At 64.6% G+C, this 22,922-nt stretch carries 22 protein-coding genes; 19 read left to right on the plus strand and 3 right to left on the minus strand.

Translation table 11 applies throughout. The annotated features are described in order from the left end of the window. Nucleotide 1 precedes the first annotated feature (1 nt). Entirely contained in the window at nucleotides 2–958 is a 957-nt protein-coding gene (locus AC6CIE_RS14750; RefSeq protein WP_218342267.1) for a D-2-hydroxyacid dehydrogenase family protein, read from the plus strand. A 77-nt stretch (nucleotides 959–1,035) separates the two neighbouring features. Here AC6CIE_RS14750 and ttcA read toward each other — a convergent pair whose 3' ends face one another. Together ttcA and folB are read right to left on the minus strand one after the other, a co-directional pair. Continuing rightward, entirely contained in the window at nucleotides 1,036–2,004 is a 969-nt protein-coding gene (ttcA, locus tag AC6CIE_RS14755; RefSeq protein ID WP_191576457.1) for a tRNA 2-thiocytidine(32) synthetase TtcA, read from the minus strand. Nucleotide 2,005: 1 nt separating this feature from the next. Beyond that, nucleotides 2,006–2,365, minus strand: a complete 360-nt coding sequence (folB, locus tag AC6CIE_RS14760) for a dihydroneopterin aldolase (RefSeq protein WP_056565007.1) — start codon at nucleotides 2,363–2,365, stop codon at nucleotides 2,006–2,008. Nucleotides 2,366–2,486: 121 nt separating this feature from the next. On the opposite strand from folB, the gene AC6CIE_RS14765 reads away from it, so the two are divergent. The 5 genes from AC6CIE_RS14765 (at nucleotide 2,487) to AC6CIE_RS14785 (ending at nucleotide 7,107) form a co-directional block, all read left to right on the plus strand. After that, entirely contained in the window at nucleotides 2,487–3,389 is a 903-nt protein-coding gene (locus AC6CIE_RS14765; protein ID WP_175123714.1) for an NAD(P)/FAD-dependent oxidoreductase, read from the plus strand. Nucleotides 3,390–3,612: 223 nt separating this feature from the next. Next, nucleotides 3,613–4,581 carry a Bug family tripartite tricarboxylate transporter substrate binding protein gene (locus tag AC6CIE_RS14770; RefSeq protein WP_498092650.1) on the plus strand — a complete coding sequence of 323 codons (969 nt, stop codon included), beginning with the start codon at nucleotides 3,613–3,615 and terminating at the stop codon, nucleotides 4,579–4,581. After that, nucleotides 4,582–5,247, plus strand: coding sequence for a 3-oxoacid CoA-transferase subunit A (locus AC6CIE_RS14775; protein ID WP_175123712.1), 666 nt, complete (start codon nucleotides 4,582–4,584; stop codon nucleotides 5,245–5,247). Between the two features lies 1 nt (nucleotide 5,248). Further along, entirely contained in the window at nucleotides 5,249–5,959 is a 711-nt protein-coding gene (locus AC6CIE_RS14780) for a 3-oxoacid CoA-transferase subunit B (protein WP_498092652.1), read from the plus strand. 176 nt (nucleotides 5,960–6,135) lie between these two features. After that, the gene (locus AC6CIE_RS14785) at nucleotides 6,136–7,107 is read left to right on the plus strand and encodes a Bug family tripartite tricarboxylate transporter substrate binding protein (RefSeq protein ID WP_498092654.1); all 972 of its coding nucleotides are present in this window, start codon (nucleotides 6,136–6,138) and stop codon (nucleotides 7,105–7,107) included. 1,127 nt (nucleotides 7,108–8,234) lie between these two features. On the opposite strand, the gene AC6CIE_RS14790 is transcribed toward AC6CIE_RS14785, so the two are convergent. After that, nucleotides 8,235–10,007 (minus strand): M61 family metallopeptidase, encoded by a 1,773-nt coding sequence (locus AC6CIE_RS14790; RefSeq protein ID WP_175125095.1) that lies wholly within the window; start codon nucleotides 10,005–10,007, stop codon nucleotides 8,235–8,237. A gap of 28 nt (nucleotides 10,008–10,035) precedes the next feature. On the opposite strand from AC6CIE_RS14790, the gene AC6CIE_RS14795 reads away from it, so the two are divergent. The 13 genes from AC6CIE_RS14795 to hemE all read left to right on the plus strand — a co-directional run bounded on the left by AC6CIE_RS14795 (nucleotide 10,036) and on the right by hemE (nucleotide 22,661). After that, a complete protein-coding gene (locus tag AC6CIE_RS14795) occupies nucleotides 10,036–10,812 on the plus strand; it encodes an enoyl-CoA hydratase (RefSeq protein ID WP_175139475.1) in 777 nt (258 codons plus the stop codon). 259 nt (nucleotides 10,813–11,071) lie between these two features. Beyond that, the gene (locus tag AC6CIE_RS14800; RefSeq protein ID WP_175125097.1) at nucleotides 11,072–12,625 is read left to right on the plus strand and encodes a DUF1254 domain-containing protein; all 1,554 of its coding nucleotides are present in this window, start codon (nucleotides 11,072–11,074) and stop codon (nucleotides 12,623–12,625) included. A 394-nt stretch (nucleotides 12,626–13,019) separates the two neighbouring features. Beyond that, nucleotides 13,020–13,433, plus strand: a complete 414-nt coding sequence (locus tag AC6CIE_RS14805; protein ID WP_063955419.1) for an ATP synthase subunit I — start codon at nucleotides 13,020–13,022, stop codon at nucleotides 13,431–13,433. Nucleotides 13,434–13,515: 82 nt separating this feature from the next. Further along, complete coding sequence (gene atpB / locus AC6CIE_RS14810; protein WP_056564907.1) at nucleotides 13,516–14,397, plus strand: F0F1 ATP synthase subunit A; 882 nt, start codon at nucleotides 13,516–13,518, stop codon at nucleotides 14,395–14,397. 118 nt (nucleotides 14,398–14,515) lie between these two features. Next, nucleotides 14,516–14,758: a F0F1 ATP synthase subunit C gene (gene atpE / locus AC6CIE_RS14815; RefSeq protein WP_003815363.1), complete on the plus strand. Its 243-nt coding sequence runs from the start codon at nucleotides 14,516–14,518 to the stop codon at nucleotides 14,756–14,758. Nucleotides 14,759–14,902: 144 nt separating this feature from the next. Beyond that, on the plus strand, nucleotides 14,903–15,373 hold the full coding sequence (locus tag AC6CIE_RS14820; protein ID WP_008167494.1) for a F0F1 ATP synthase subunit B: 471 nt from the start codon (nucleotides 14,903–14,905) through the stop codon (nucleotides 15,371–15,373). Nucleotides 15,374–15,385: 12 nt separating this feature from the next. After that, nucleotides 15,386–15,925 (plus strand): F0F1 ATP synthase subunit delta, encoded by a 540-nt coding sequence (locus AC6CIE_RS14825; protein WP_175139473.1) that lies wholly within the window; start codon nucleotides 15,386–15,388, stop codon nucleotides 15,923–15,925. A 28-nt stretch (nucleotides 15,926–15,953) separates the two neighbouring features. Continuing rightward, nucleotides 15,954–17,495 carry a F0F1 ATP synthase subunit alpha gene (atpA, locus tag AC6CIE_RS14830; protein ID WP_105237121.1) on the plus strand — a complete coding sequence of 514 codons (1,542 nt, stop codon included), beginning with the start codon at nucleotides 15,954–15,956 and terminating at the stop codon, nucleotides 17,493–17,495. Nucleotides 17,496–17,593: 98 nt separating this feature from the next. Further along, nucleotides 17,594–18,499 (plus strand): F0F1 ATP synthase subunit gamma, encoded by a 906-nt coding sequence (gene atpG, locus AC6CIE_RS14835; protein ID WP_105237122.1) that lies wholly within the window; start codon nucleotides 17,594–17,596, stop codon nucleotides 18,497–18,499. A 43-nt stretch (nucleotides 18,500–18,542) separates the two neighbouring features. Beyond that, the gene (gene atpD / locus AC6CIE_RS14840) at nucleotides 18,543–19,943 is read left to right on the plus strand and encodes a F0F1 ATP synthase subunit beta (protein WP_175125099.1); all 1,401 of its coding nucleotides are present in this window, start codon (nucleotides 18,543–18,545) and stop codon (nucleotides 19,941–19,943) included. 9 nt (nucleotides 19,944–19,952) lie between these two features. Continuing rightward, the gene (locus AC6CIE_RS14845) at nucleotides 19,953–20,378 is read left to right on the plus strand and encodes a F0F1 ATP synthase subunit epsilon (RefSeq protein WP_056327609.1); all 426 of its coding nucleotides are present in this window, start codon (nucleotides 19,953–19,955) and stop codon (nucleotides 20,376–20,378) included. A 250-nt stretch (nucleotides 20,379–20,628) separates the two neighbouring features. After that, entirely contained in the window at nucleotides 20,629–21,462 is an 834-nt protein-coding gene (locus AC6CIE_RS14850) for a helix-turn-helix domain-containing protein (RefSeq protein WP_498092657.1), read from the plus strand. Nucleotides 21,463–21,587: 125 nt separating this feature from the next. After that, nucleotides 21,588–22,661 carry a uroporphyrinogen decarboxylase gene (gene hemE / locus AC6CIE_RS14855; RefSeq protein WP_175139470.1) on the plus strand — a complete coding sequence of 358 codons (1,074 nt, stop codon included), beginning with the start codon at nucleotides 21,588–21,590 and terminating at the stop codon, nucleotides 22,659–22,661. The last annotated feature ends 261 nt before the right edge of the window (nucleotides 22,662–22,922 follow it).

The following is a 22,922-nucleotide window of genomic DNA, read 5'->3' on the forward strand; positions in this document are numbered from 1 at the left end:
CTTGAAAATCGCAATACTCGACGATTACCACGACGTAGCCCGGCGCTATGCGGACTGGACCTCGCTGGGCGGTGACGCCGAGGTGCAGATCTTCAACAACTTCATCCCCGACGACCAGGTCGAGGCCTCGCTCGAGCCCTTCGACGTGATCGTCGCCATGCGCGAGCGCACGCCATTTCCCGCCGAGCGCATCCGCGCCCTGCCCAAGCTGCGCCTCCTGGTTACCACCGGCATGCGCAACAACGCCATCGACATGCAGGCCTGCGCTGAGCAGGGCATCGTCGTGTCCGGCGCGCCCGGCAGTGCCGACGCCAACACCGCCACGGCGGAACTGGCTTGGGCGCACATCCTGGGTCTCTTCAAGCACCTGCCCGCCGAAGACGCCGCCATGCGCCGCGGCATGTGGCAGACGGCCATGCCCGAGCCGCTGGCCGGCAAGCGCCTGGGCGTGGTGGGCCTGGGCAAGCTGGGCGCCGCGGTGGCCAAGGTGGGTCTGGCCTTCGGCATGGACGTGGTGGCCTGGAGCCCCAACCTGACCGACGAGCGCGCCGAGGCCGCCGGCGTCACGCGCGTGGACAAGCACGAACTCTTTTCCACGTCCGACGTGGTGAGCCTGCACCTGATCCTGTCCGATCGCAGCCGCAACGTGGTCGACGCCACCGCGCTGGCCGCGATGAAACCGACCGCGTATCTGGTCAATACCTCGCGCGCCGGACTCGTCGATCAGGAAGCGCTGATGGACGCATTGATCAAGTTCCGCATCGCCGGCGCGGGGCTGGATGTGTATCCCGAAGAGCCGCTGTCGCCCACCGACAGCGTGCGCGACCTGGACAACGTGATCCTGACCCCGCACCTGGGTTACGTCAGCCGCGAAAACTTCGAGGCCTTCTACCAGAACTGCCTGGAAGCCGTGAAGGCGTGGGCAGCGGGCTCGCCGATCCGGGTGTTGAACGCCTGATAACGCCCGAGCAAAAAAATGGGGCTGCCTATCGCAGCCCCATTTTCATTTGGGACGGTCGCGTTGCACGCGGCGCATCACCCGCGCGAGAACACCACTTTCTTCTCGATGATCGCGCCCGGCTCCAACGCCGGCGGCGTATCGCCGCACGCATCGTCCGACTCGTCCGTGGGATCGACCGTATCAAACGCCGTGTCGCCGTTGGCATCCGGCACGCCCGTGGGCTTCAAGCCGACGAAATCGAACAGGTCGCGGTCCATCAGATGCGAAGGCACCACCCGCGACAGCGCATTGAACACGTTCCACGACCGGCCCGGGTGCTGCTTGTCCCACTCCTTGATCATGCGGCCCACTTCCTTGCGCTTCAGGTTCTCTTGCGAGCCGCAGAGATTGCACGGAATGATCGGGAACTGCTTGAGTTCGGCGTAGGCGATCAGGTCGGACTCGACAACGTACGCGAGCGGGCGGATCACCGTGTGGCGGCCGTCGTCGGAAACCAGTTTGGGCGGCATGCCCTTGGCCTTGCCGCCATAGAACAGGTTCAGGAAGAACGTGGCCAGGATGTCGTCGCGATGATGGCCCAGCGCGATCTTCGTGGCGCCCAGTTCCGATGCGACGCGGTACAGAATGCCGCGACGCAGCCGCGAACAGAGCGAGCACATCGTCTTGCCCTCTTCCAGCACGCGCGTCACGATCGAATACGTGTCCTGCGTCTCGATGTGGAAGGGGACGCCCAGTTCCTTCAGGTACTGCGGCAGGATGTGGTCGGGAAAGCCCGGCTGCTTCTGGTCCAGGTTCACCGCGATCAGTTCAAACTTGAACGGCGCGCGCTTCTGGAGCTGCAGCAGGATGTCCAGCATGGCATAGGAATCCTTGCCGCCGGACAGGCAGACCATCACGCGGTCGCCTTCCTCGATCATGTTGTAGTCGGACAAGGCGCGCGTGGTCTCGCGCGCCAGCCGCTTGGTCAGCTTGTTGCCTTCGTGGCGTGCCTTTTCGTCGGCGGGCGTGCGAAATTGCACGCCGGGGGGAGCGATATCGTTCATGTCAGCGATTGATCTGGATTTCCACGCCCACCGCCGCACAGTCGGAGAAGGCCATGGGCTTGCTGATGCGCAAGCGCAGCGCGCGGATTTCCTGGAAGTCCGCCAGGAGGCGCGCCGCCACTTGTTCGGACAGGGTTTCGATCAGGTTCACATGCGCCTGCGTGCATTCCTCGACGATGGCCTCGCGCAGCCGGCGGTAGTCCAGCACGCTGTGGATATCGTGGTCGTCCACCGAACGCTGGATGTCGACGTCGAATTCGGCATCGACGTGCAGGGGCTGGGTGGCGCGGCGCTCGTGCTCGAGGATGCCGATGCGGGCGTCGAGCGCGAGCCCGGAAAGAATGATGCGGCGAGTGGGCATGATGAAAACCTGGGTGGAATAGCCCGAATTGTAAGGCGGCGGCGGATGGGGGGACGCGCTGGCTACAATTCGGCCATGTCCGGGCGCCCGCGAGGCGCCGGCGCAGTCAATAAGGGGTGAAATGCAACAGATGCACGATTCGGTCATTGTAGGCGGCGGCCCGGCCGGCGCCTCCTGCGCCCTCTGGCTGGCCCGCCTGGGCCTGTCGCCGTTGCTGGTCGAGGCCAGCGCCCGTCTGGGCGGGCTGGGCAATGACAACCCGTTCGCCGACGACTGGATCGCCGTGTTGCCCGGCGTGACCGGCCAGCAGGTGGCCGCCAACATCGACACCAGCGTGCGCGCCGCCGATGTGCCGGTACGGCTGGAAACCCGGGTCACCGGCGTGCGGCCCTGCAAGGGCGGCATCGAGGCCACGCTCGCCGGTCCGGACGGCCAGGAAACCCTGGCCCGCGCCCGCACTCTGGTCATTGCCTCCGGCGTGCGCGCCAAGGGACTGCCCGACCACCCGCCGGGCGCGTCCTGGCCGGGCGTGCTGATCGGCCCCGGCTCACCCATCGTGGCGCAGGACTATTCCGGCCTGTCGGTCGCGGTGCTGGGCGGGGGCGACAACGCCTTCGAAAACTACGTCTACGTGCGCAACCGCGGCGCGCGCAATGTCCATCTCTACGCCCGCAGTGTGCGCGCCCAACAGCAATGGGTGACGCGCGCCGGTACCGAAGGCGTGCACATCGGACCCTACAAGGTCGACCCGGCCACCCGCAGCGTGGACGGCCGGCAGTACGACCTGATCCTCGTCTTCTACGGCTGGGAACCACAGGCCGCGTTTGCCGACGACCTGAGGCTCGCGCGCGACGAGCGCGGCTACATCCGCACCGACTTCGCCACCGCCGAGACCAGCGTGCCCGACATCTACGCCATCGGCGAGGTCGCGCACCGCATGCATCCGTGCGTGGTGACGTCGATGGCGGATGGCGTGGTCGCGGCCAAGGCCATCCAGCGGCGCTGGGAGCGCGCGGGGGCGTAATACCCAACGCCCGGCGGCCGTCCCTGGCCACGCCGGCCGGCCGCCGCAGCGTTGGCCGGCAAGGCCATCGTGGCACCCGCGGCAGTTAAACCGCGTCGGCCAGAATGCGTACTTCAGCCCAGGCGAACCCACACCTCCGGATTCCGGAATAGGCAATTGCCACCCCCGCGCCCACACTCGTGCTCACGAGTTGACCAATCAATGGTCACGCAGGGAGACAAGCATGATGTGTGCGCATCGCTGGCTGGCAGCCGGCGCGGTGGCCATCGCCATCGCGAACCCGGCGCAGGCGGCCTGGCCTGAACGGCCCATCACCCTCATCATCCCGGCCGCGCCGGGCGGCACCACCGACATCTCGGCACGCCTCATCGCCGACAAGCTGTCCGCCAAGCTCGGCCAGCAGGTCATCGTGGAAAACCGCGCCGGCGCCGCCGGCATCATCGGCGCGCAGGCGCTGGCGCGCGCCAAGCCCGACGGCTACACGCTGCTGATGGGCAACATCGGCCCCAACGCCATCAACTACGCGCTCTACAAGACGCTGCCCTACAAGCCCGCCGACTTCGCGCCGGTGACGCTCGTGATCTCGGTGCCCAACGTCCTCGTCGTCAACGAGGCCTCGCCCGCCCGCAGCGTCGCGGATCTACTGGCGCAGGTCAGGCAGGACCCCACCAAGGTCTCCTTCGGCAGCTCCGGCGCGGGCCAGTCGCCGCACCTGTCCGCCGAAATGTTCAAGCAACGCGCCGGCATCCCCGGCACGCACGTCGCCTACAAGGGCGCCGGCCCCGCCGTGGCCGCGCTGCTCGGCCAGCAGTTCACCTTCATGATCGACAACCTGCCCAGCTCCATGCCGTACATCCAGGCCGGCAAGCTGCGCGCGCTGGCCGTCACCAGCGACAAACGCCTCGCCGAATTGCCGGACGTGCCGACCATGGCCGAGGCCGGCGTCAAGGACATGGTGGTCACCGCGTGGTTCGGCCTGGTCGCACCCGCCGGCACGCCGCAGGACGCCATCGACAAGCTCTACGCCGCCACGCGCGACGTGGTGCGCAGCCCCGAAATCAGCGAGCGCTTCAAGGCCATGGGCGGCCAGGCCGGCGGCAACACCCCCGCGGAGTTCGCGGCTTTCATCGACCAGGAACGCGCCCGCTGGAAAAGCATCGTGGACGCCGCGGGTCTCGTGCAGGAGCAATAAGTGATCGACAAGATTCAGGAATCCATGGCGCAGGCCGTGGCCGTCATTCCCGATGGCGCATCCGTGCTGGTGGGCGGCTTCGGCGAAGCCGGCGTGCCCTACGAACTGCTGCACTGCCTGGCCGAACTGGACCGGCGCAACCTCACCATCATCTCCAACAACGCCGGCACTTTCGAACGCGGCATCGCCGCGCTGCTGGTGCGCAAGCAGGTCCGCAAGATCATCTGTTCGCACCCGCGCCCACCCAACTCCGAGGCTTTCGCGCGCGCCTACCGCGCAGGCGAGGTCGAACTGGAATGCGTGCCCCAAGGCACCCTGGCAGAACGGCTGCGCGCCGCCGGCGCTGGACTCGGTCCGTTCTACACGCCCACCGGCTACGGCACTGAACTGGCCGAGGGACGGCGCCAGGAAGTCATCGACGGCATCGGCTATGTGCTCGAGCAGCCCCTGCGCGCCGACTACGCCCTCATCCGCGCGCACCTGGGCGACCGCTGGGGCAACCTCATGTACCGCCACGCCGCGCGCAACTTCAATCCCGTCATGTGCATGGCAGCCGGACACGCCATCGCGCAGGTCGACGAGATCGTGCCGCTGGGCGCGCTGGTGCCCGAGCAGATCATGACGCAGGGCATCTTCGTGAAATCCGTCGTCCGCGTGGAGGCCTGACATGCAAGACATCATCGGCCTGACCCGCCAGCAGATCGCGCAACTTCTGGCCAGCGACATCCCCGACGGTGCCATCGTCAACCTCGGGATCGGCATGCCAACCCTGGTCGGCGACTACCTGCCACGCGGCCGCGAAATCCTGCTGCACAGCGAAAACGGCATCCTCGGCATGGGCCCCGCCGCCGCCGGCGACGACGTCGACCCCGACCTCATCAACGCCAGCCGCCAGCCCATCACCTTGCTGCAAGGCGCGTCCATCACCGAACACACGATCTCTTTCGCCATGATGCGCGGCGGCCACCTGGACTACGCGGTCCTGGGCGCCTTCCAGGTGTCCGAACGCGGCGACCTCGCCAACTGGAAAACCGACGCCCCGGACGCCATCCCCGCCGTCGGCGGCGCAATGGACCTGGCCGTTGGCGCCAAGCAGGTCCTGGTCACCATGGAACACCGCGGCCGCGACGGCACGCCCAAGATCCTGCGGCAATGCACCTATCCGCTCACCGGCAAAGGCGTGGTGTCGCGCATCTACACGGACCTTGCCGTCATCGACGTCATGCCCGTGGGTCTGGAGGTGCACGCGATGAAGGCGGGGGTAACCGAAGACTTCCTGCGGTCGGTCACCGACGCGCCGCTGCACTTTCCACAATCGCCGCGAACGATCGTCGTGGATGACACGGGCGTGCCGCGATACGCGCAATCGACCCGCTGACGCAGACGCGCCGCGACACACGTAAGCGGGATTCTGCGCGGGGCGCGTCGCAATGTGCGTAAGCGACCGGCTTGCGCAGCCACGCCGAGATGTGCGCAAACGACTGGCAGGCGCAGCCGTTCCTGCCGCCCTGATGATGACCCACGTCCGCCCCGCGCCGGGCAAAGGAGCTACCGATGATCCGTTCAATCCTGGCAGCCGCGTCGGCAAGCGTGCTGTGTCTAGGCGCCAGCGCCGTCGCGCACGTCGCGCCAACCTATCCGGACAAGCCCATCACCTTGCTGATCCCGTACCCGCCGGGCGGCAGCGCAGACATGCTCGCGCGCCCGCTGGGCGCAGAACTCCAGAAGAAGTGGGGCCAGCCGGTCGTCCTCGAATACAAACCGGGCGCAGGCGGCGCCATCGCCTCCGCCCAACTCGCCCGCGCCAAGCCCGACGGCTACACGCTCCTCATGGTGCTGGCCGCCCACACCATCAACCCCAGTCTCTATCCCTCGCTGCCCTACGACACCCGCAAAGACTTCGCGCCGGTCTCCCTCGTCGCCACACTACCCATGCTCGTCGCCGCCCCGCTCGCCACGCCCGCCAACACCGTCAGCGAACTCATCGCCTACGGCAAGGCCAACCCCGGCAAGCTGAGCTTCGCGTCCGCCGGCAACGGCAACACCAGCCACCTGGCCGCCGAGATGTTCAAGAACCAGACCGGCGCCGACATGATGCACGTGCCGTACAAAGGCAGCGGTCCTGCAGTCGTTGCGCTGCTAGGCGGCGAAGTGTCCTTGATGTTCGACAGCATCTCGACCTCGCTGCCGCAAGTGCAGGCCGGCAAATTGAAAGCAATCGCCGTCACCGGCGAACACCGGTCTCCGCTTCTGCCCGACGTCCCGACCGTCGCCGAAACCGTTCCCAACTTCGTCGTCAACGGCTGGTACGGAATATTGGCGCCGGCGGGCACGCCGGGGGCGGTGGTTGATGCAGTCAGCAAGGGAATTGCGGAGGCGGTGGCAGTGCCTGCGTTGAAGGGGCAGTTGGCGGGGTATGGGTATGAGGTGGTGGGGTCTACGCCTGGGGAGTTTGGGGCGCATATCGAGCGGGAGTTGGGGACTTGGAAGAGGGCGGTTGAGGTGTCTGGGGCAAAGGTGAATTGAAGGGTTGTCTCGGCTGAGGAAGGCTACGTTAAGTGTCTGATACCGGGCTTCGTGGCGATAGTCTTCGTAGGTCGCCCGACGCCGCGGTCACCGGGGAGGCGATCGCCCACGATTGCGGTCCGGAGCCTTCGCTCCGGACTGCCCCGTCGTCATCTTCGTTGTCGCCTTCGGCGACTGCCTTCAGATTCCCTCGGGCGCATCGACGGCGCTCGCCTCCCCGGTGACCACGACGCCGTGCTACGAGGGTCTTTGGTATGGGGCGCTGTAAGACCTGTGGTCAGGGAAGGGGATCTGCGGGGCCGCCGGGTTGCTGCCGCCCGGACGGCGGCAACCCGGCATTGGGCCGGTGGGGCGTCGTGGCGGTGGTCGCTTACGCGCTGGTGACGGTTGGTTTGCTAATGGGCCGCCGTCACGGGGGGAGGGGCGGTGATGGGCGGCGCGGCGACGGTCAGCCACCACTTGCCGACCGGTTCGCGCCGCCCATCGGGCACTGGAGTTCAATTGACGATTCTTGGCGTCTTTGCTTGAACTTCGCGAGAGCGTCTGCCGCTGCTGGTGTCTGACACCCTTCGCAGACGCACTTGGCCTGACGCGAATCTCATTGGATGTCGGACACCTGAAGCAGAGACGCACTTGGTATGAGGCGAATCACACTTGTGTGTCAGACACCTAGAGCCGAAGCAGCCACACGCGAAGCGTCATCGCCACGCCGCAAGACGCTGCGTAAGTCTCCGGAGGCCGCCCGCGCGGCCGATCGGAGACGGGCACCGCAAGATGCTTCTAGCTTGAACATCACGGCGCAAAAATGCCAAGCACGCTGGTCGTCCCAGCGGCCTAAAGACTTGAATTGCCAGAGTCCGGTGCGGTGGCGGCCCGGGGTGCGCGGGGCGTCGATAAGCCCGAGGGAATCTGAAGGGAGCCGAAGGCGGACGAAGATGACGACGGGGCAGTCCGGAGCGAAGGCTCCGGACCGCAATCGTGGCCCCGCGCACCCCGGGCCGCCACCGTGCCGGACGTCTTAAGAACCGCAGCCGCCACCGTGCCGGACGTCTTAAGAACCGCAGCCGCCACCGTGCCGGACGTCTTAAGAACTCAAACTTCGGGAAGCCACAGCACCGACCCAGACGTCAAACCAACACACACTCCGAAGCCTCAGGCCCACTCAACCGCACCCGAAACTCCCGCAGTTCATCCCGCCGAAACACATGCACATTCACCCGATCCCCAGCCCGGTACTGCGCCAACAGCAACTCCAACCCCGCCGGCGCATCCACCCGCAGCCCATCGATCGCCACCAGCACATCCCCGGCAGATAACCCACCCTTATGCCCAGCCCCGCCTTCAAGAACAGTCGCCAGCGTCAGTGACTCACCTTGCTTGCGCGTCCGCACGTCCAATGACGGGATATTGGCCGACGCCTTCCACTGCAGCTTCACTCCCTGCGTTTCAAGCAAGTCAGCCAACGGCACATCCGCCGTCCCGTAAGCATGCCGAGCGATGAACCGCCGCGTATCCACGCCCGTCGCTTCCTCGATCAGCGCAGGCAATCCATCCTCCGGCAACCCTTGCGGCTTGCCCCGATAGAAATCCCGCCCATAGCGATCCCACAACAACCGCATCACATCATCCAGCGAACGCGCGCCAGAAGATTCGTCCCGGATCAGCAGATCCAACCCCAGCGCCACCAACGCGCCCTTCGTGTAATAGCTCACCAACGCGTTCGGCGAATTCTCGTCCTGCTTGTAATACCGCGTCCAAGCATCGAAAGAGCTTTCGGCAACCGACTGCTTATGCCGCCCCGGCGTGCGCGCCACGCTCGTGATCGTCTTGCCCAGCAGACGCAGATAATCTGCACGCGTGATCGCACCCGAGCGCAACAGCAGCAGATCGTCGTAGTAAGACGTAAAGCCCTCAAACACCCACAACAGCCGCGTCAGATCCGGCTGCGAAAGATCGTAAGGCGCGAACACATCCGGCTTGATACGCTTCACGTTCCAGGTATGGAAATACTCGTGGCTCACCAGCCCAAGGAATCCCCGGTAGCCGTCGCCCTGGCCTTGCTGGCCCAGCACAGGCAGGTCCTTGCGCGCCGTCATCAGTGCCGTGCTTGCGCGATGCTCCAGACCCCCGTAGCCGTCGCCCGTCACCATCGTCATGAACACATAGCGGTCCGCGCTGTCCAGGAACGGCGCCCGCTTCGTGCGCGGTTCGAAAAACGCAATCTGCGTCTCGCAGATCTTCTTCACGTCTTCCGTAATCCGCGCCAGATCCAGATTCGGCGCAACCCCCGTGAACACCAGCTCGTGCTCCGCGCCGTGCGCCACAAAGCGCGACACCTGCGGCGTGCCCATTTCGACAGGGTGGTCGATCAGCGCGTCATAGTCCGGCGCCAGATACAACCCGAACCCGTGCCGCCGCGCCGCGCCCTTGTGCCCTGCGGCCTCGGGCAGGCTCGTGTACACCTTCCAGCCGTCGATGCCTCGCGGCGGCGCCAGGTCCACCAGGCAGGGTTCATGGTCCTGGCCCTGCACGCGCAGGAACACGCTCGTACCGTTGAAGAACCCGTGCGTCTCGTCCAGATGCGCGCCGCGCACCGACAGATCCCACGCATACACCGTGTATTCAATCCGCAGCGGCCCCTCGCAAGGCGCTGCCTGCCACGTGTGGTTGTCTGTTTTGTCGACATTCACCCGCCGCGTTCCCGAATAGGCGGTCAGCGACTCGATCTGCCGCGAGAAATCGCGAATCAGGTAGCTGCCCGGAATCCATGCCGGCAGCGACAGGCGCTGGCCCGCGGGCGAGGGCGATGCGATCGTAAGGGTTATCCGGTAGCGGTGGCCGGCGGGATCGTGCGGCGCAAGGCGGTAAAGTATGGGCGGTACGTCATCAATTTTTTTCATGGCTCATATCTTATTACCGGAGACATTCATGAGCGAGTCGTTTGTACTGGTCGAAACCCGGGGCCGAGTCGGCCTGCTGACGCTGAATCGTCCCAAGGCGCTCAACGCGCTGAACGATCAGCTCATGGATGAACTCGGCGCCGCGCTGCTCGCGTTCGAGGCCGATCCCGAAATCGGCTGCGTCGTCATCACCGGCAGCGAGAAGGCCTTTGCCGCCGGCGCTGACATCGGCGCCATGAAAGACTGGTCCTACATGGACGTCTACGGCAGCGAATACATCACCCGCAACTGGGAAACCCTCAAGCGCATCCGCAAGCCCGTCATCGCCGCGGTCGGCGGTTACGCGCTCGGCGGCGGCTGCGAACTCGCCATGATGTGCGACATCATCATCGCGGCCGACACCGCCAAGTTCGGCCAGCCCGAAATCAAGCTCGGCGTCATCCCCGGCGCCGGCGGCACGCAACGCCTGCCGCGCGCCGTCGGCAAGGCCAAGGCCATGGACCTCGCGCTGACCGCCCGCATGATGGGCGCCGAAGAAGCCGAACGCGCCGGTCTCGTCTCGCGCGTCGTCGCCGCCGACAAGCTGCTCGAAGAAGCCCTCGACGCCGCCACCGTCATCGCCTCCATGTCGCTGCCCTCCGTCATGATGGCCAAGGAATGCGTCAACCGTGCGTTCGAGGGTTCGCTCAACGAAGGCCTGCTGTTCGAACGCCGCGTCTTCCACTCGCTCTTTGCCACGGAAGACCAGAAGGAAGGCATGGCCGCGTTCACCGAAAAGCGCAAACCCGACTTCAAACACCGTTAATCCTTGTTACGTCCGGGCCTGCATCCACAGCAGGCCCTTCATTGCCCCGCGCGCCCTATGACGGCGCGCTTTTTCATGGTCATCTACGGGCAATCCCCAGGTTTCGCCTTGAAACTTCTGGCTAGCACCTTGTTGCAGACTTCGGCCCTATCCTGATTGAGCGTCATCCCGAGGTGCCGCGCCAGAGCGGCTTGCCCCCCCACACTGGCAAGTCCCGCGCGGCGGCTCGATTGCAAACAAAATCAAGAAGGAGCCTTGCATGCGTATACCTACCGCTACCCGCCGGCTGTCCACGGCTGCGCTCGCCGGCGCGCTCAGCGTCTGCTTTCTCAATGTTGCCCAGGCTCAATCGCCGCAGTCCACGCTGCGGCTGGTCTCCGAGACGCCTTATCAGGCCGGCCAGGCCGCTGCACCGCAGATGAGCGAGGCCGAGTTGCGCGACACCGCCATCGACGCCTACGTTTATGCGTATCCCATGGTGCTGATGGAACTGGCCCGCCGCCAGGCCACGGCCGTGCAGAGCCCGCTGGACGGCAAGGCGCCGATGAACCAGTTCGGCCACAAGGCCGCGTTCCCCGACCCGCGTGCCACCGACGCGCCGTGGCCCAGCGCCGACGCGCTGTATTCCAGCCTGTGGTTCGATGTCTCGCGCGCCCCGCTCATCATCAGCCTGCCTGACACCGGCGGCCGCTACACCGTGCTGTCCGCGCTGGACATGTGGAGCGACGTCTTCGCCTCGCGCGGCACGCGCACCAACGGCCATGGCGCCCAATCCTTCGCCATCGTCGGACCGCACTGGAACGGCACCGTGCCGGCGGGCGTCGACGTGATCCGCGCCCCGACCTCGACCGGCTGGCTGATCGGCTGGACGCAGGCCGGCGGTCCGCAGGACTACGCCGCGGTCAATCAGATCCAGTCCGGCATGACGGCGCGTCCGCTGCTGGTGCCCGTGACCCCGGCCACCACGCCGCGCGGCCGCAATGCCGGCAACGCCTTCCCGCAGACCGGCTCCAGTGTCGGCACCGCACCGATCGGCAGCACGCTGCCCATGCCGGCCCCGGCGACCACCGTGCCCGATGGCACCCCGGCCGAGCAGGTCGCGGGCATGGATGCCGCCTCGTTCTTTGCCGTGTTCTTCGACGCGCTGCGCAACAACCCGCCGCATGCCAACGACACGCCCATGCTGGACCGCATGCGCCGCATCGGCCTGGATGACCGTCAGCCCTTCTCGTATGGCCGTCTGAGCCCGGCCGTGCAGCAGGCCCTGACGGATGCGCAACCGCTGGCGGGCCGCCGTATCGCCGACAACGTCTCGCGACTGGCCACGCCGATCAACGGCTGGAACACCGTGCTGACGGGCATCGGCACCTATGGCACCGACTACACGCGCCGCGCCGCCATCGCCTACGCCGGCCTGGGCGCGCCGACGCCGGAAGACGTGCTGTATCCTGTCACCGTGTCTGATTCGAAGGGTCGTCCGCTGGACTCGAACGAAGACTACGTGCTGCACTTCGACAAGGGTCAACTGCCCCCGGCGCAGCTCTGGTCGCTGCATGTCTACAACAGCAAGTACGGCTTTGCCGAAAATCCGGCTAACCGCTACGTGATCCGCAGCACCGACGGCCTGAAGTACAACGCCGACGGCTCGCTCGACATCTACGTCCAGCGCCGTGATCCGGGCGAGTCCAAGCGCGCCAACTGGGTCAGCACGCCGGCCGCCGATGGTCCGTTCGTGCTCAGCATGCGTCTCTATGCGCCGCAGAACAGCGCCCTGGACGGGCAGTGGGCGCCTCCGCCAGTCAAGGAAGACTAAGGTCCGGCAAGGGCGCGTTCGGCAAGCGCCCGTCTGTGAAGCCCATCGGGCGCGCGGTCTCCTGCAAGGGGCCGCGCGCCTTTTCATGAGGGGCGCGCGCTTGCGAACACGCCTCGGCGGGCCGCTCGCTCGTCCCCAATTTTTCTGTCGCAAGCGGGCGTTGTTGCCGCCTTACAAACGGCCGAAAGTTCATTTGCTAGGGTGCAAAAAACCAAGCTATACTCTGCGGGTTTGACGCTTGCGGGATAAGAAACATGCGCCTAAAAAAGCGCGTCGATTCCCTCAGGGCCAAGTTAAGCGGGGAAGTTTGATGCAGCAGAGCTCCATGCAGCAAGGGCAGGGGAAGAAACCCGGTCTGAGGCCCAGCCTGGATCAGGATTCGATCGATCCGGATGTGGTGGAAGTTCTGGTACTCAGTGACGCGGATCGCGCGGCGCTGAATGCACAAGCTAGCCGTGGGCTCTTGTTGGCATTGGCGGCGCAAGGCGCCATGGGGCTCGCAGCAGCAGTAATAGCGGGGGTTGTCGGAGGGGCGGCGGCAGGTTGGTCGGCGCTGGCGGGGGCAGGAGCGTATTTCATACCCAATGCGTTGTTCGCATTGCGCCTGGCTGTCAGCGTTCGGGCCGGTAAGGCCAGTCCCTTTACCTTTCTCTCTGGTGAGTTGATCAAGTTGTTCGCAACGGCATTGCTGTTGTGGCTGCTTTCGCGTGTGACGCATGACTGGCTTGTGTGGCCTGCCGCGTTGCTCGGTCTGATACTTACATTGAAAGGCTATCTCCTGCTTCTGATGTTCCGCAGGCTGTCTTAGCGCCGAGTAAGTTGCGGCAAACGAAATCGTGGAATCGTCCGGTTCGCAAGGACCGGGCATACAGCAAATAGGATAGGTTCAAATGGCTGCTGCCAGCGACGTGTCGCCTCAATCCGCGTATATTCAGCATCACTTGGTGCATCTGAACAATACGGGTGAGAAACAGAGCGCTATTGCTCAGTTCGACATCATCAATTACGACTCGTTGTTCTGGTCCGGCCTGATGGGCCTGATCGTCATTTTCTTCCTGTGGCGCGCCGCGCGCCGCGCCACCAGCGGCGTTCCTTCCCGCTTCCAGGCCTTCGTGGAAATGATCGTCGACATGGTTGACGACCAGGCCAAGGGCATTGTCCACAACGCCAAGAGCCGTCTTTTCATCGCCCCGCTGGCCCTGACCGTGTTCCTCTGGATCATCCTGATGAACGCGCTGGACCTGCTGCCCGTCGACCTGCTGCCCTCCATCTGGCGCCTGACCGGCCTGGGTGCTGAGCACGGCGATCCCCTCTATTACCACCGCATTCTGCCGACCGCCGACCTGAACGTGCCGATGGGCATGTCGCTGGGCGTGCTGCTCCTGATGTTCTACTACGGCATCAAGATCAAGCAGCCGGGCGGCTTCGTCAAAGAACTGTTCACCGCGCCGTTCCATGCGCATGGCCTGGGCGCCATCGTGCTGGCTCCGTTCAACCTGCTGCTGAACCTGATCGAATACGCCGCCAAGTCCGTGTCGCTGGGCATGCGGTTGTTCGGCAACATGTTCGCCGGCGAACTGATCTTCATGCTGATCGCCCTCCTGGGCGGCGCCTGGACCGGCTTCAACGGCGCCAGCATCGGCTTGGGCATCGGCCACATCCTGGCCGGCTCGATCTGGGCAATCTTTCACATCCTGATCGTTCTGCTCCAGGCCTTCATCTTCATGATGCTGACGCTGGTGTACCTCGGCCAGGCTCACGAAGGCCACTGATCCCCCGAATTTCCGGTGTCGGCCACCCGGCCGGCATCGGATAGCAAGATTATCTTGCATTGAGCTGTACCTCTTATTTTTCAATTTTTGACTTCAGATTTCTAACCAAGGAGTTGTCATGACCAACGTCGCTTTCGTTGCCCTCGCTTGCGGTCTTATCATCGGTCTGGGCGCTATCGGCGCTTGCATCGGCATCGCACTGATGGGCGGCAAGTATCTGGAAGCTTCGGCTCGTCAGCCTGAACTGATGAACGCTCTGCAAACGAAGATGTTCCTGCTGGCTGGCCTGATCGACGCGGCATTCCTGATCGGCGTGGGTATCGCCATGCTGTTCGCCTTCGCCAACCCGTTCGTCGGCTAAGGCACCGCCCGCCGGCAAATAGGTGGGTCATGACGCTGTCGGCGATGAGAGCAACGGCTCCATCGCCGATCAGCAAAGTATCGAGTGCTCCGCGACGCCCCTTTCCGGGTGCGGTCGGAGCCGCAAGGTGTTAAAGGAACGACCGTGAATCTGAACGCGACGATCATTTTCCAGATGCTCGTGTTCTTCGTTCTGGGCTGGTTCACGATGAAATTCGTGTGGCCTCCCCTGACGAAGGCGATGGACGAGCGCCGCCAAAAAATCGCCGACGGCCTGGCCGCCGCCGAGAAGGGCAAAGCCGACTTGGCTCAAGCCCAGGCGCGCGTCAGTCTGATCGAGGCTTCTGCCAAGTCCGAAAACCACGCACGCATCATCGAGGCCGAGAAGCAAGCCGCCTCCCTGATCGAACAGGCCCGCCGCGAAGCGGAAGCCGAACGTGCCCGCATCGTGGCGCAGGCTGCCCAGGATGCCGCGCAGGAAGTCCAGCGCGCCCGTGAAGCGTTGCGCGACGACGTCGCCGCGCTGGCCGTCAAGGGTGCTGAACAGATCCTCAAGCGCGAGGTTGACGCCCGCGCACACGCCGAGCTGCTGAACCAGCTCCGCGCGCAGCTCTAATCCGGGACCGTCATGGCTGAACTTTCCACTGTTGCCCGGCCCTACGCTGAAGCGCTCTTCAGCGCAGCGCGCGACGACAAGGCCGGTTTGCCGGCGTGGGCCGACCTGGTCAGCGTAATGGCTCAGGTCGCCTCCAACCCCGACGTGCGCGAGGCCATGGCCGACCCGCGTCTGGGTGACAAGCAGCGCGTCGAACTGTTTACCGGCCTGATCAAGGCCGATTTTCCGCAGGCCGCCCGTAATTTCATCGAGCTGCTGGTCGAAAACGACCGGCTGCTGCTGCTGCCCGAGATCGCCTCGCAATTCGTCGCGCTGCGGAATCGTCACGAAGGCACGGCGCAGGCGGAAATCACCAGCGCGTTCGAGCTCAGCGATGCCCAGGTCAAGGATCTGGTCGGCGCGCTTGAACAAAAATTCGGCCTCAAGCTCAAGCCCAGCGTTACCGTCGACCCGTCGTTGATCGGCGGCGTGCGCGTGGCCGTCGGCGACCAGGTGCTCGATACTTCCGTACAAGCCCAATTGGTCCGCATGCGCGATCAGCTCGCCGCTTAAGGCTACTAACAGGATTCCAGGAGTCAATATGCAACTCAATCCCTCCGAGATCAGCGAACTGCTCAAGAGCCGCATCGAGGGCCTGGGCGCTTCGGCTGATGTCCGTACTCAGGGCACCGTCGTGTCCGTGACCGACGGTATTACCCGCATCCACGGCTTGTCCGACGTGATGCAGGGCGAAATGCTCGAATTCCCCAACAACGTTTTCGGTCTGGCGCTCAACCTCGAGCGTGATTCCGTCGGCGCCGTTATTCTGGGCGACTACACCGGCGTTTCCGAAGGCGACCAGGTCAAGACGACCGGCCGCATTCTGGAAGTTCCGGTCGGTCCGGAACTGAAAGGCCGCGTGGTCAACACGCTGGGCGAGCCCATCGATGGCAAGGGCCCGGTCAACGCCAAAGAAACCGACATCATCGAAAAAGTGGCGCCTGGCGTTATCGCCCGCCGCTCGGTGTCGCAGCCGCTGCAAACCGGCGTCAAGGCTATCGACTCGATGGTTCCCATCGGCCGTGGCCAGCGCGAACTGATCATTGGCGACCGCCAGACCGGCAAGACCGCCGTGGCCGTCGACACGATCATCAGCCAGAAGGGCAAGGGCGTCACCTGCGTGTACGTCGCTATCGGCCAGAAGGCTTCGACGATCAACAACGTGGTCCGCAAGCTCGAAGAACACGGCGCGATGGAATACACCATCGTCGTGGCCGCTTCGGCTTCCGACTCCGCCGCCATGCAGTACCTGGCCGCCTACGCCGGCTGCACGATGGGCGAATACTTCCGCGATCGTGGCGAAGACGCCCTGATCGTTTATGACGATCTGACCAAGCAAGCCTGGGCCTACCGCCAGGTCTCGCTGCTGCTGCGCCGTCCGCCGGGCCGCGAAGCCTACCCGGGCGACGTGTTCTACCTGCACTCGCGTCTGCTGGAACGTGCTGCTCGCGTCAACGAAGAGTACGTCGAGAAGTTCACCGAAGGCGCCGTCAAGGGCAAGACCGGTTCGCTGACCGCGCTGCCGATCATCGAAACCCAGGCAGGCGACGTGTCGGCCTTCGTTCCGACCAACGTGATCTCGATCACCGACGGCCAGATCTTCCTGGAAACCGACCTGTTCAACGCCGGTGTCCGCCCCGCAATCAACGCCGGTATCTCGGTGTCGCGCGTCGGTGGCGCTGCCCAGACCAAGGTCGTCAAGAAGCTGTCCGGCGGTATCCGTACCGACTTGGCGCAGTACCGTGAACTGGCCGCCTTCGCGCAGTTCGCCTCCGACCTGGACGACGCCACCCGTCGCCAGCTCGAGCGCGGCAAGCGCGTCGTTGAACTGCTCAAGCAGCCGCAATACCAGCCGCTGCAAGTGTGGGAACTGGCCGTCACGCTGTACACGGTCAACAACGGCTACCTGGATGACGTGGACGTGGCCCAAGTGCTGTCGTTCGAGAAGTCGCTGAAGGATCAGCTCAAGAGCAAGCACGCTGCTCTGATCCAGCGCATCGAAGACACCAAGGAACTGTCCAAGGACGACGAGGCCGAACTGGCCGCCGCCGTTCAGGAATTCAAGAAGCACGGTGCTTTTTAAGAAAGTGATGGGTTAGGCGTCCCAGGCGCCTCACCCATCCTTCCCGGATGGTTGAGGCGCGAGCGGAACCCATCGGCCAGTCTTCACAGGAAAGCGCAATGCCCGGAATTAAGGAAATCCGAACCAAGATCAAGAGCGTGCAAAACACGCGCAAGATCACCAAGGCGATGGAAATGGTCGCCGCATCCAAGATGCGCAAGGCGCAGGAGCGGATGCGTGCAGGCCGTCCGTACGCCACCAAGGTGCGCGAGATTGCTGCGCACCTGATGCAGGCCAATCCCGAGTACAGCCACCCGTACCTGGTCGAACGCGAAATCAAGGCGGTCGGCGTGGTCATGGTGACGACCGACAAGGGTTTGTGCGGCGGCTTGAACACCAACATCACGCGTGTGACGTTGGGCAAGCTGAAAGAGTTCGAGAAAGCCGGCATCGCCGTGCAGGCGACCGCTTTCGGCAACAAGGGCGTGGGTGTGCTGACCCGTATCGGCGCCAAACTGGTTTCCCAGGAAGTGCAACTGGGCGACAAGCCGCAACTCGACCGCCTGCTGGGCGCGATCAAGGTGCAGCTGGACGCCTACCTGGAAGGCCGCATCGACGCGCTGTACGTGGCCTCGACCCGCTTCGTCAACACGATGAAGCAAGAGCCCCTGTTCCTGCGTCTGCTGCCGTTGGCCAGCGGTTTGGAAGATCCGTACCAGACGGGCGCCGATAGCCTGGCCAAGACCTCGGAAGTGAAGTCGGAATACAGCTGGGATTACATCTACGAACCCGACGCCCGTAGCGTGATCGACGACCTGCTGCAGCGTTACGTTGAAGGCCTGCTGTACCAAGCCGTGGCCGAGAACATGGCTTCGGAGCAGTCGGCCCGGATGGTCGCCATGAAGGCGGCGTCGGACAACGCCAAGAAGGTCATCGGCGATCTGCAACTGGTCTACAACAAGACCCGTCAGGCCGCGATCACCAAAGAAATTTCGGAAATCGTAGGGGGCGCTGCCGCCGTTTGAGGCAGGCAGCATCCCGTCAAAAGCTATCAAGCAAGGAATCGACATGAGCAACGGAACCATCGTTCAGTGCATCGGCGCCGTGGTGGATATTCAGTTCCCCCGCGATCAAATGCCCAAGATCTATGAAGCGCTTACTCTGGCCGACGAGGGTTCCTCGTTCGCCGAAAAGGGTCTGACGCTGGAAGTGCAGCAACAGCTGGGCGACGGCGTGGTGCGTACCATTGCGCTGGGCTCCAGCGACGGTCTGCGCCGCGGCATGAAGGTCACCGGCACGGGCGCCCCGATCTCGGTGCCCGTCGGCACCGGCACGCTGGGCCGCATCATGGACGTGCTGGGTCGTCCCATCGACGAAGCCGGCCCGATCCAGCACGAAGAAAAGCGTGGTATTCACCAAGCCGCTCCCCGTTTCGACGAACTGTCGCCGTCGGTGGAACTGCTGGAAACCGGCATCAAGGTTATTGACCTGGTGTGCCCGTTCGCCAAGGGCGGCAAGGTCGGCCTGTTCGGCGGCGCCGGCGTGGGCAAGACCGTGAACATGATGGAACTCATCAACAACATCGCCAAGCAGCACAGCGGTTTGTCGGTGTTTGCCGGCGTGGGTGAGCGTACCCGTGAAGGCAACGACTTCTACCACGAAATGGAAGAGTCGAACGTTCTGGACAAGGTCGCCATGGTGTTCGGTCAGATGAACGAACCCCCCGGCAACCGTCTGCGCGTCGCGCTGACCGGCCTGACGATGGCCGAGAAGTTCCGTGACGAAGGCCGCGACATCCTGTTCTTCGTGGACAACATCTACCGCTACACCCTGGCCGGTACCGAAGTGTCCGCGCTGCTGGGCCGTATGCCGTCCGCCGTGGGTTATCAGCCCACGCTGGCCGAAGAAATGGGCAAGCTGCAAGAGCGCATCACGTCGACCAAGACCGGCTCGATCACCTCGATCCAGGCAGTGTACGTCCCTGCGGACGACTTGACCGACCCGTCGCCTGCCACGACCTTCCAGCATTTGGACTCCACCGTCGTGCTGTCGCGTGACATCGCCGCCCTGGGTATCTACCCGGCCGTCGATCCGCTCGACTCCTCCAGCCGCCAGCTCGACCCGCAAGTCGTCGGCGAAGAGCACTACTCGGTTGCCCGTGGCGTGCAGCAGACGCTGCAGCGCTACAAGGAACTGCGCGACATCATCGCGATTCTGGGCATGGACGAACTGTCGCCGGAAGACAAGCAGGCCGTGGCCCGCGCGCGTAAGATCCAGCGCTTCCTGTCGCAGCCGTTCCACGTTGCTGAAGTGTTCACCGGTTCGCCCGGCAAGTACGTTCCGCTGGCCGAAACCATCCGTGGTTTCAAGATGATCGTCAACGGCGAGTGCGACTCCCTGCCGGAACAGGCGTTCTACATGGTCGGTTCGATCGACGAGGCCTTCGAGAAGGCCAAGAAACTGCAATAAGGAACCGATATGGCTACCCTGCATGTGGATGTGGTCAGCGCAGAGGAAGCGATCTTCACCGGCGAGGCGAAGTTCGTGGTTCTGCCTGGCGAGTCGGGTGAACTGGGCATTCTGCCCGGCCACACCCCGCTGATCTCGCGCATACGCCCCGGAACGGTCAAGATCGTTCGTGCCGACCAAGGCGAGGAAAACATCTTCGTCGCCGGGGGTATCCTGGAAGTTCAGCCGGGCAGCGTGACGGTCCTGGCCGACACGGCTATCCGTGCCGCCGACCTCGACGAAGCCCGCGCCCTGGAAGCGCGCCAGAAGGCCGAACTGGCCCTGGCCAACGCCAAGGACAAGGCTGACATCGCTGTCGTCGAAGCCGAGCTCGCCATGCTGGCTGCGCAAGCCATCGCGGCGCGCAAGCTGCGCCAAGGCGGCCGCTCGCACTAAGCGGCAATGCGGTTTCCGGGCTTGTCCCGGCGTAAAAAAAAAGCGGCCCTCGGGCCGCTTTTTTTCATTCCTGCTTATTGCAGGGTGTCTGACACCTGAATGCGTCCGATATTTTGCCGAGCCCGCGCCAACCTGCGCCGCCCCACGGCGCTACGCCCTGTAGCGGCCTGCCGCAATGCGTTCACTACGAATAGTCGGCACGGGGTCTGCAACAGTAGCCTTCAGTTTTTGCGATGCAAACGAGGAAGGCATGCGAGACGTGCTGGATTGCGGGGTGCTGCTGGCGCCCGGTCATGAATCGACGATGGGCGCCTGGATCGCCGGCCATCAGGCCAAGGTGACGCGTGTGCGGCTGCATCCGGTGTCCCTGGCTCCGCCGGCGCTTGCCGAGACGCCGCCGGACTCCCTTGCACAGCAGGCGTTGTCGCTGCGGCGCTATGACGCTTGCATCCTGCCCGTGGCGCCGTCCTCGCTCGCCTGGGCCCGCATGGCCTTGCAGCAGGCGCGCGGCGCGCTCACAACGCCCGTTCTGCTGCTCATCCACGACGTCAAGGCGCCCGCCATTCTGGACTTGCTCAGCCTGGGCGCGGCGGACTTCATCTCGCAGCCGGTGTGCGTCGAGAGCCTGCGGGTGCGGCTGGTTCGCCTGGCTCGCCGCGGCGCCGTGCGCCGTGCCGGCGTGACGGGTAGCGTCCATGAGCATCCCGTCAACTATCTGGGCGAGCATGCAGAGGCGCAGGGCGCCGAGCACGCGGCATATCCGCCCCACGCGTCACGCGCGGGATCCGCGCGTCCAAAGGTGCCGGCCGACATCGTCGAGCACGCGTTGAGCAGCTTGCGGCACCAGTACCGGCGCGGCGTGCCAGAAACATTCCGGGCGGCGAAGGCGCAGGTGGTGAACGGCTTCGAGCGCGAATACATCCGTCACGCGCTGTCGCGCCACGGCGGCAACGTCGCGCAGGCCGCACGTGCGTGCGCCAAGCACCGGCGCGCGTTCTGGGCGCTGATGCGCAAGCACGGCATCGAAGCCGCGCCTTACCGCCAGGCGGCGCTGGCCGCAGCGCGGTTGCACGACTTGGGTTGACGCTAACCAGGCGGCACGCCCGCAGCCGCCGCCCATTGCGCCCGCTCAACCCCGTCCACGTGGGCGCGGCCCGCCTTGTCAGCCAAGGGAAGTAAACTCACGGCTTCCGATCATCGAGGTTAGCCGTGTCTGCTCCCCGTTTGAAGAACGATGTGTTCTTGCGCGCCCTGATGCGCGAACCTGTGCCCTACACCCCCATCTGGCTCATGCGCCAGGCGGGTCGCTATCTGCCCGAGTACCGCGAGACGCGTGCGCGTGCAGGCTCGTTCATGGGGTTGGCGCAGAATCCGGACTATGCCTCGGAAGTCACGCTGCAGCCGCTGGAGCGCTACGACCTGGACGCGGCCATCCTGTTTTCGGACATCCTGACCGTGCCCCACGCGATGGGCCTCGGGCTGGACTTCGCTGAAGGCGAAGGCCCGCGCTTTGCGCATCCCATCCGCACCGAAGAAGACGTCGCGCGCCTGGCGGTGCCCGACATGGACAAGCTGCGGTACGTGTTCGACGCGGTCAGCACGATCCGGCGTGATCTTGACGGCAAGGTGCCGCTGATCGGCTTTGCCGGCAGCCCGTGGACCATCGCCTGTTACATGGTCGAAGGCAAGGGCAGCGACGACTACCGTCTTATCAAGACCCTGCTGTATTCGCGTCCCGATCTGCTTCACCGCATCCTCGAGATCAACGCCGAAGCCACGCTGCAATACCTGAACGGCCAGATCGCGGCCGGCGCGCAGGCCGTCATGCTGTTCGACAGCTGGGGCGGGGTGCTGGCCGACGGCCTGTTCCAGCAGTTTTCGCTGGCTTACACGAAGAAGGTCGTCGCCGGTTTGACCCGCGAGCACGAAGGGCGGCGCGTGCCGGTCATCGTCTTCACCAAGGGCGGCGGCCAGTGGATTGAAGACATTGCGGCCTGTGGCAGCGACGCAGTGGGCCTGGACTGGACCGTGGATCTGGCGGCGGCGCGGCGCCGCACCGGCGACTCGGTCGCGTTCCAGGGCAACCTGGATCCGATGGCGCTTTTTGGCGGTGGCAGCGCCATTCGCGCGGAGGCGCGCCGCGTGCTGGACGCGTTTGGCCCGGTGGGCAAGGGCGGCCATGTGTTCAATCTGGGACATGGCATTTCGCGCTTCACTCCGCCAGAAGCTGTAGCTGAATTGGTCGATGAAGTCCACCAGTACAGCCGCGCCTTCCACGCGTAAGTAAGTGAACGCTTCGGCCCCAAGGGCCGAAGCAGATGGGCCGCCCGGGCGACTTGTGCACATTAAATCCGGGGTCGGGGAAAACCCTCCCCAAGCTGGCTTACAATCTGGAAACCGGCTTCAAGTGCCTGTTTTATATCGGAAAATGTCGCTTATCAACAGGGATGCAATAGTTTGTGCATTCTTGCCATATTCCAATTTCTGATGTTGCTCTCGCCTTTTCCCCAAAGTTATCCACAGGCGCCGGTGGATCAATGGCGC

The sequence above is a fragment of the Achromobacter sp. GQ309 genome, from assembly GCF_059759315.1.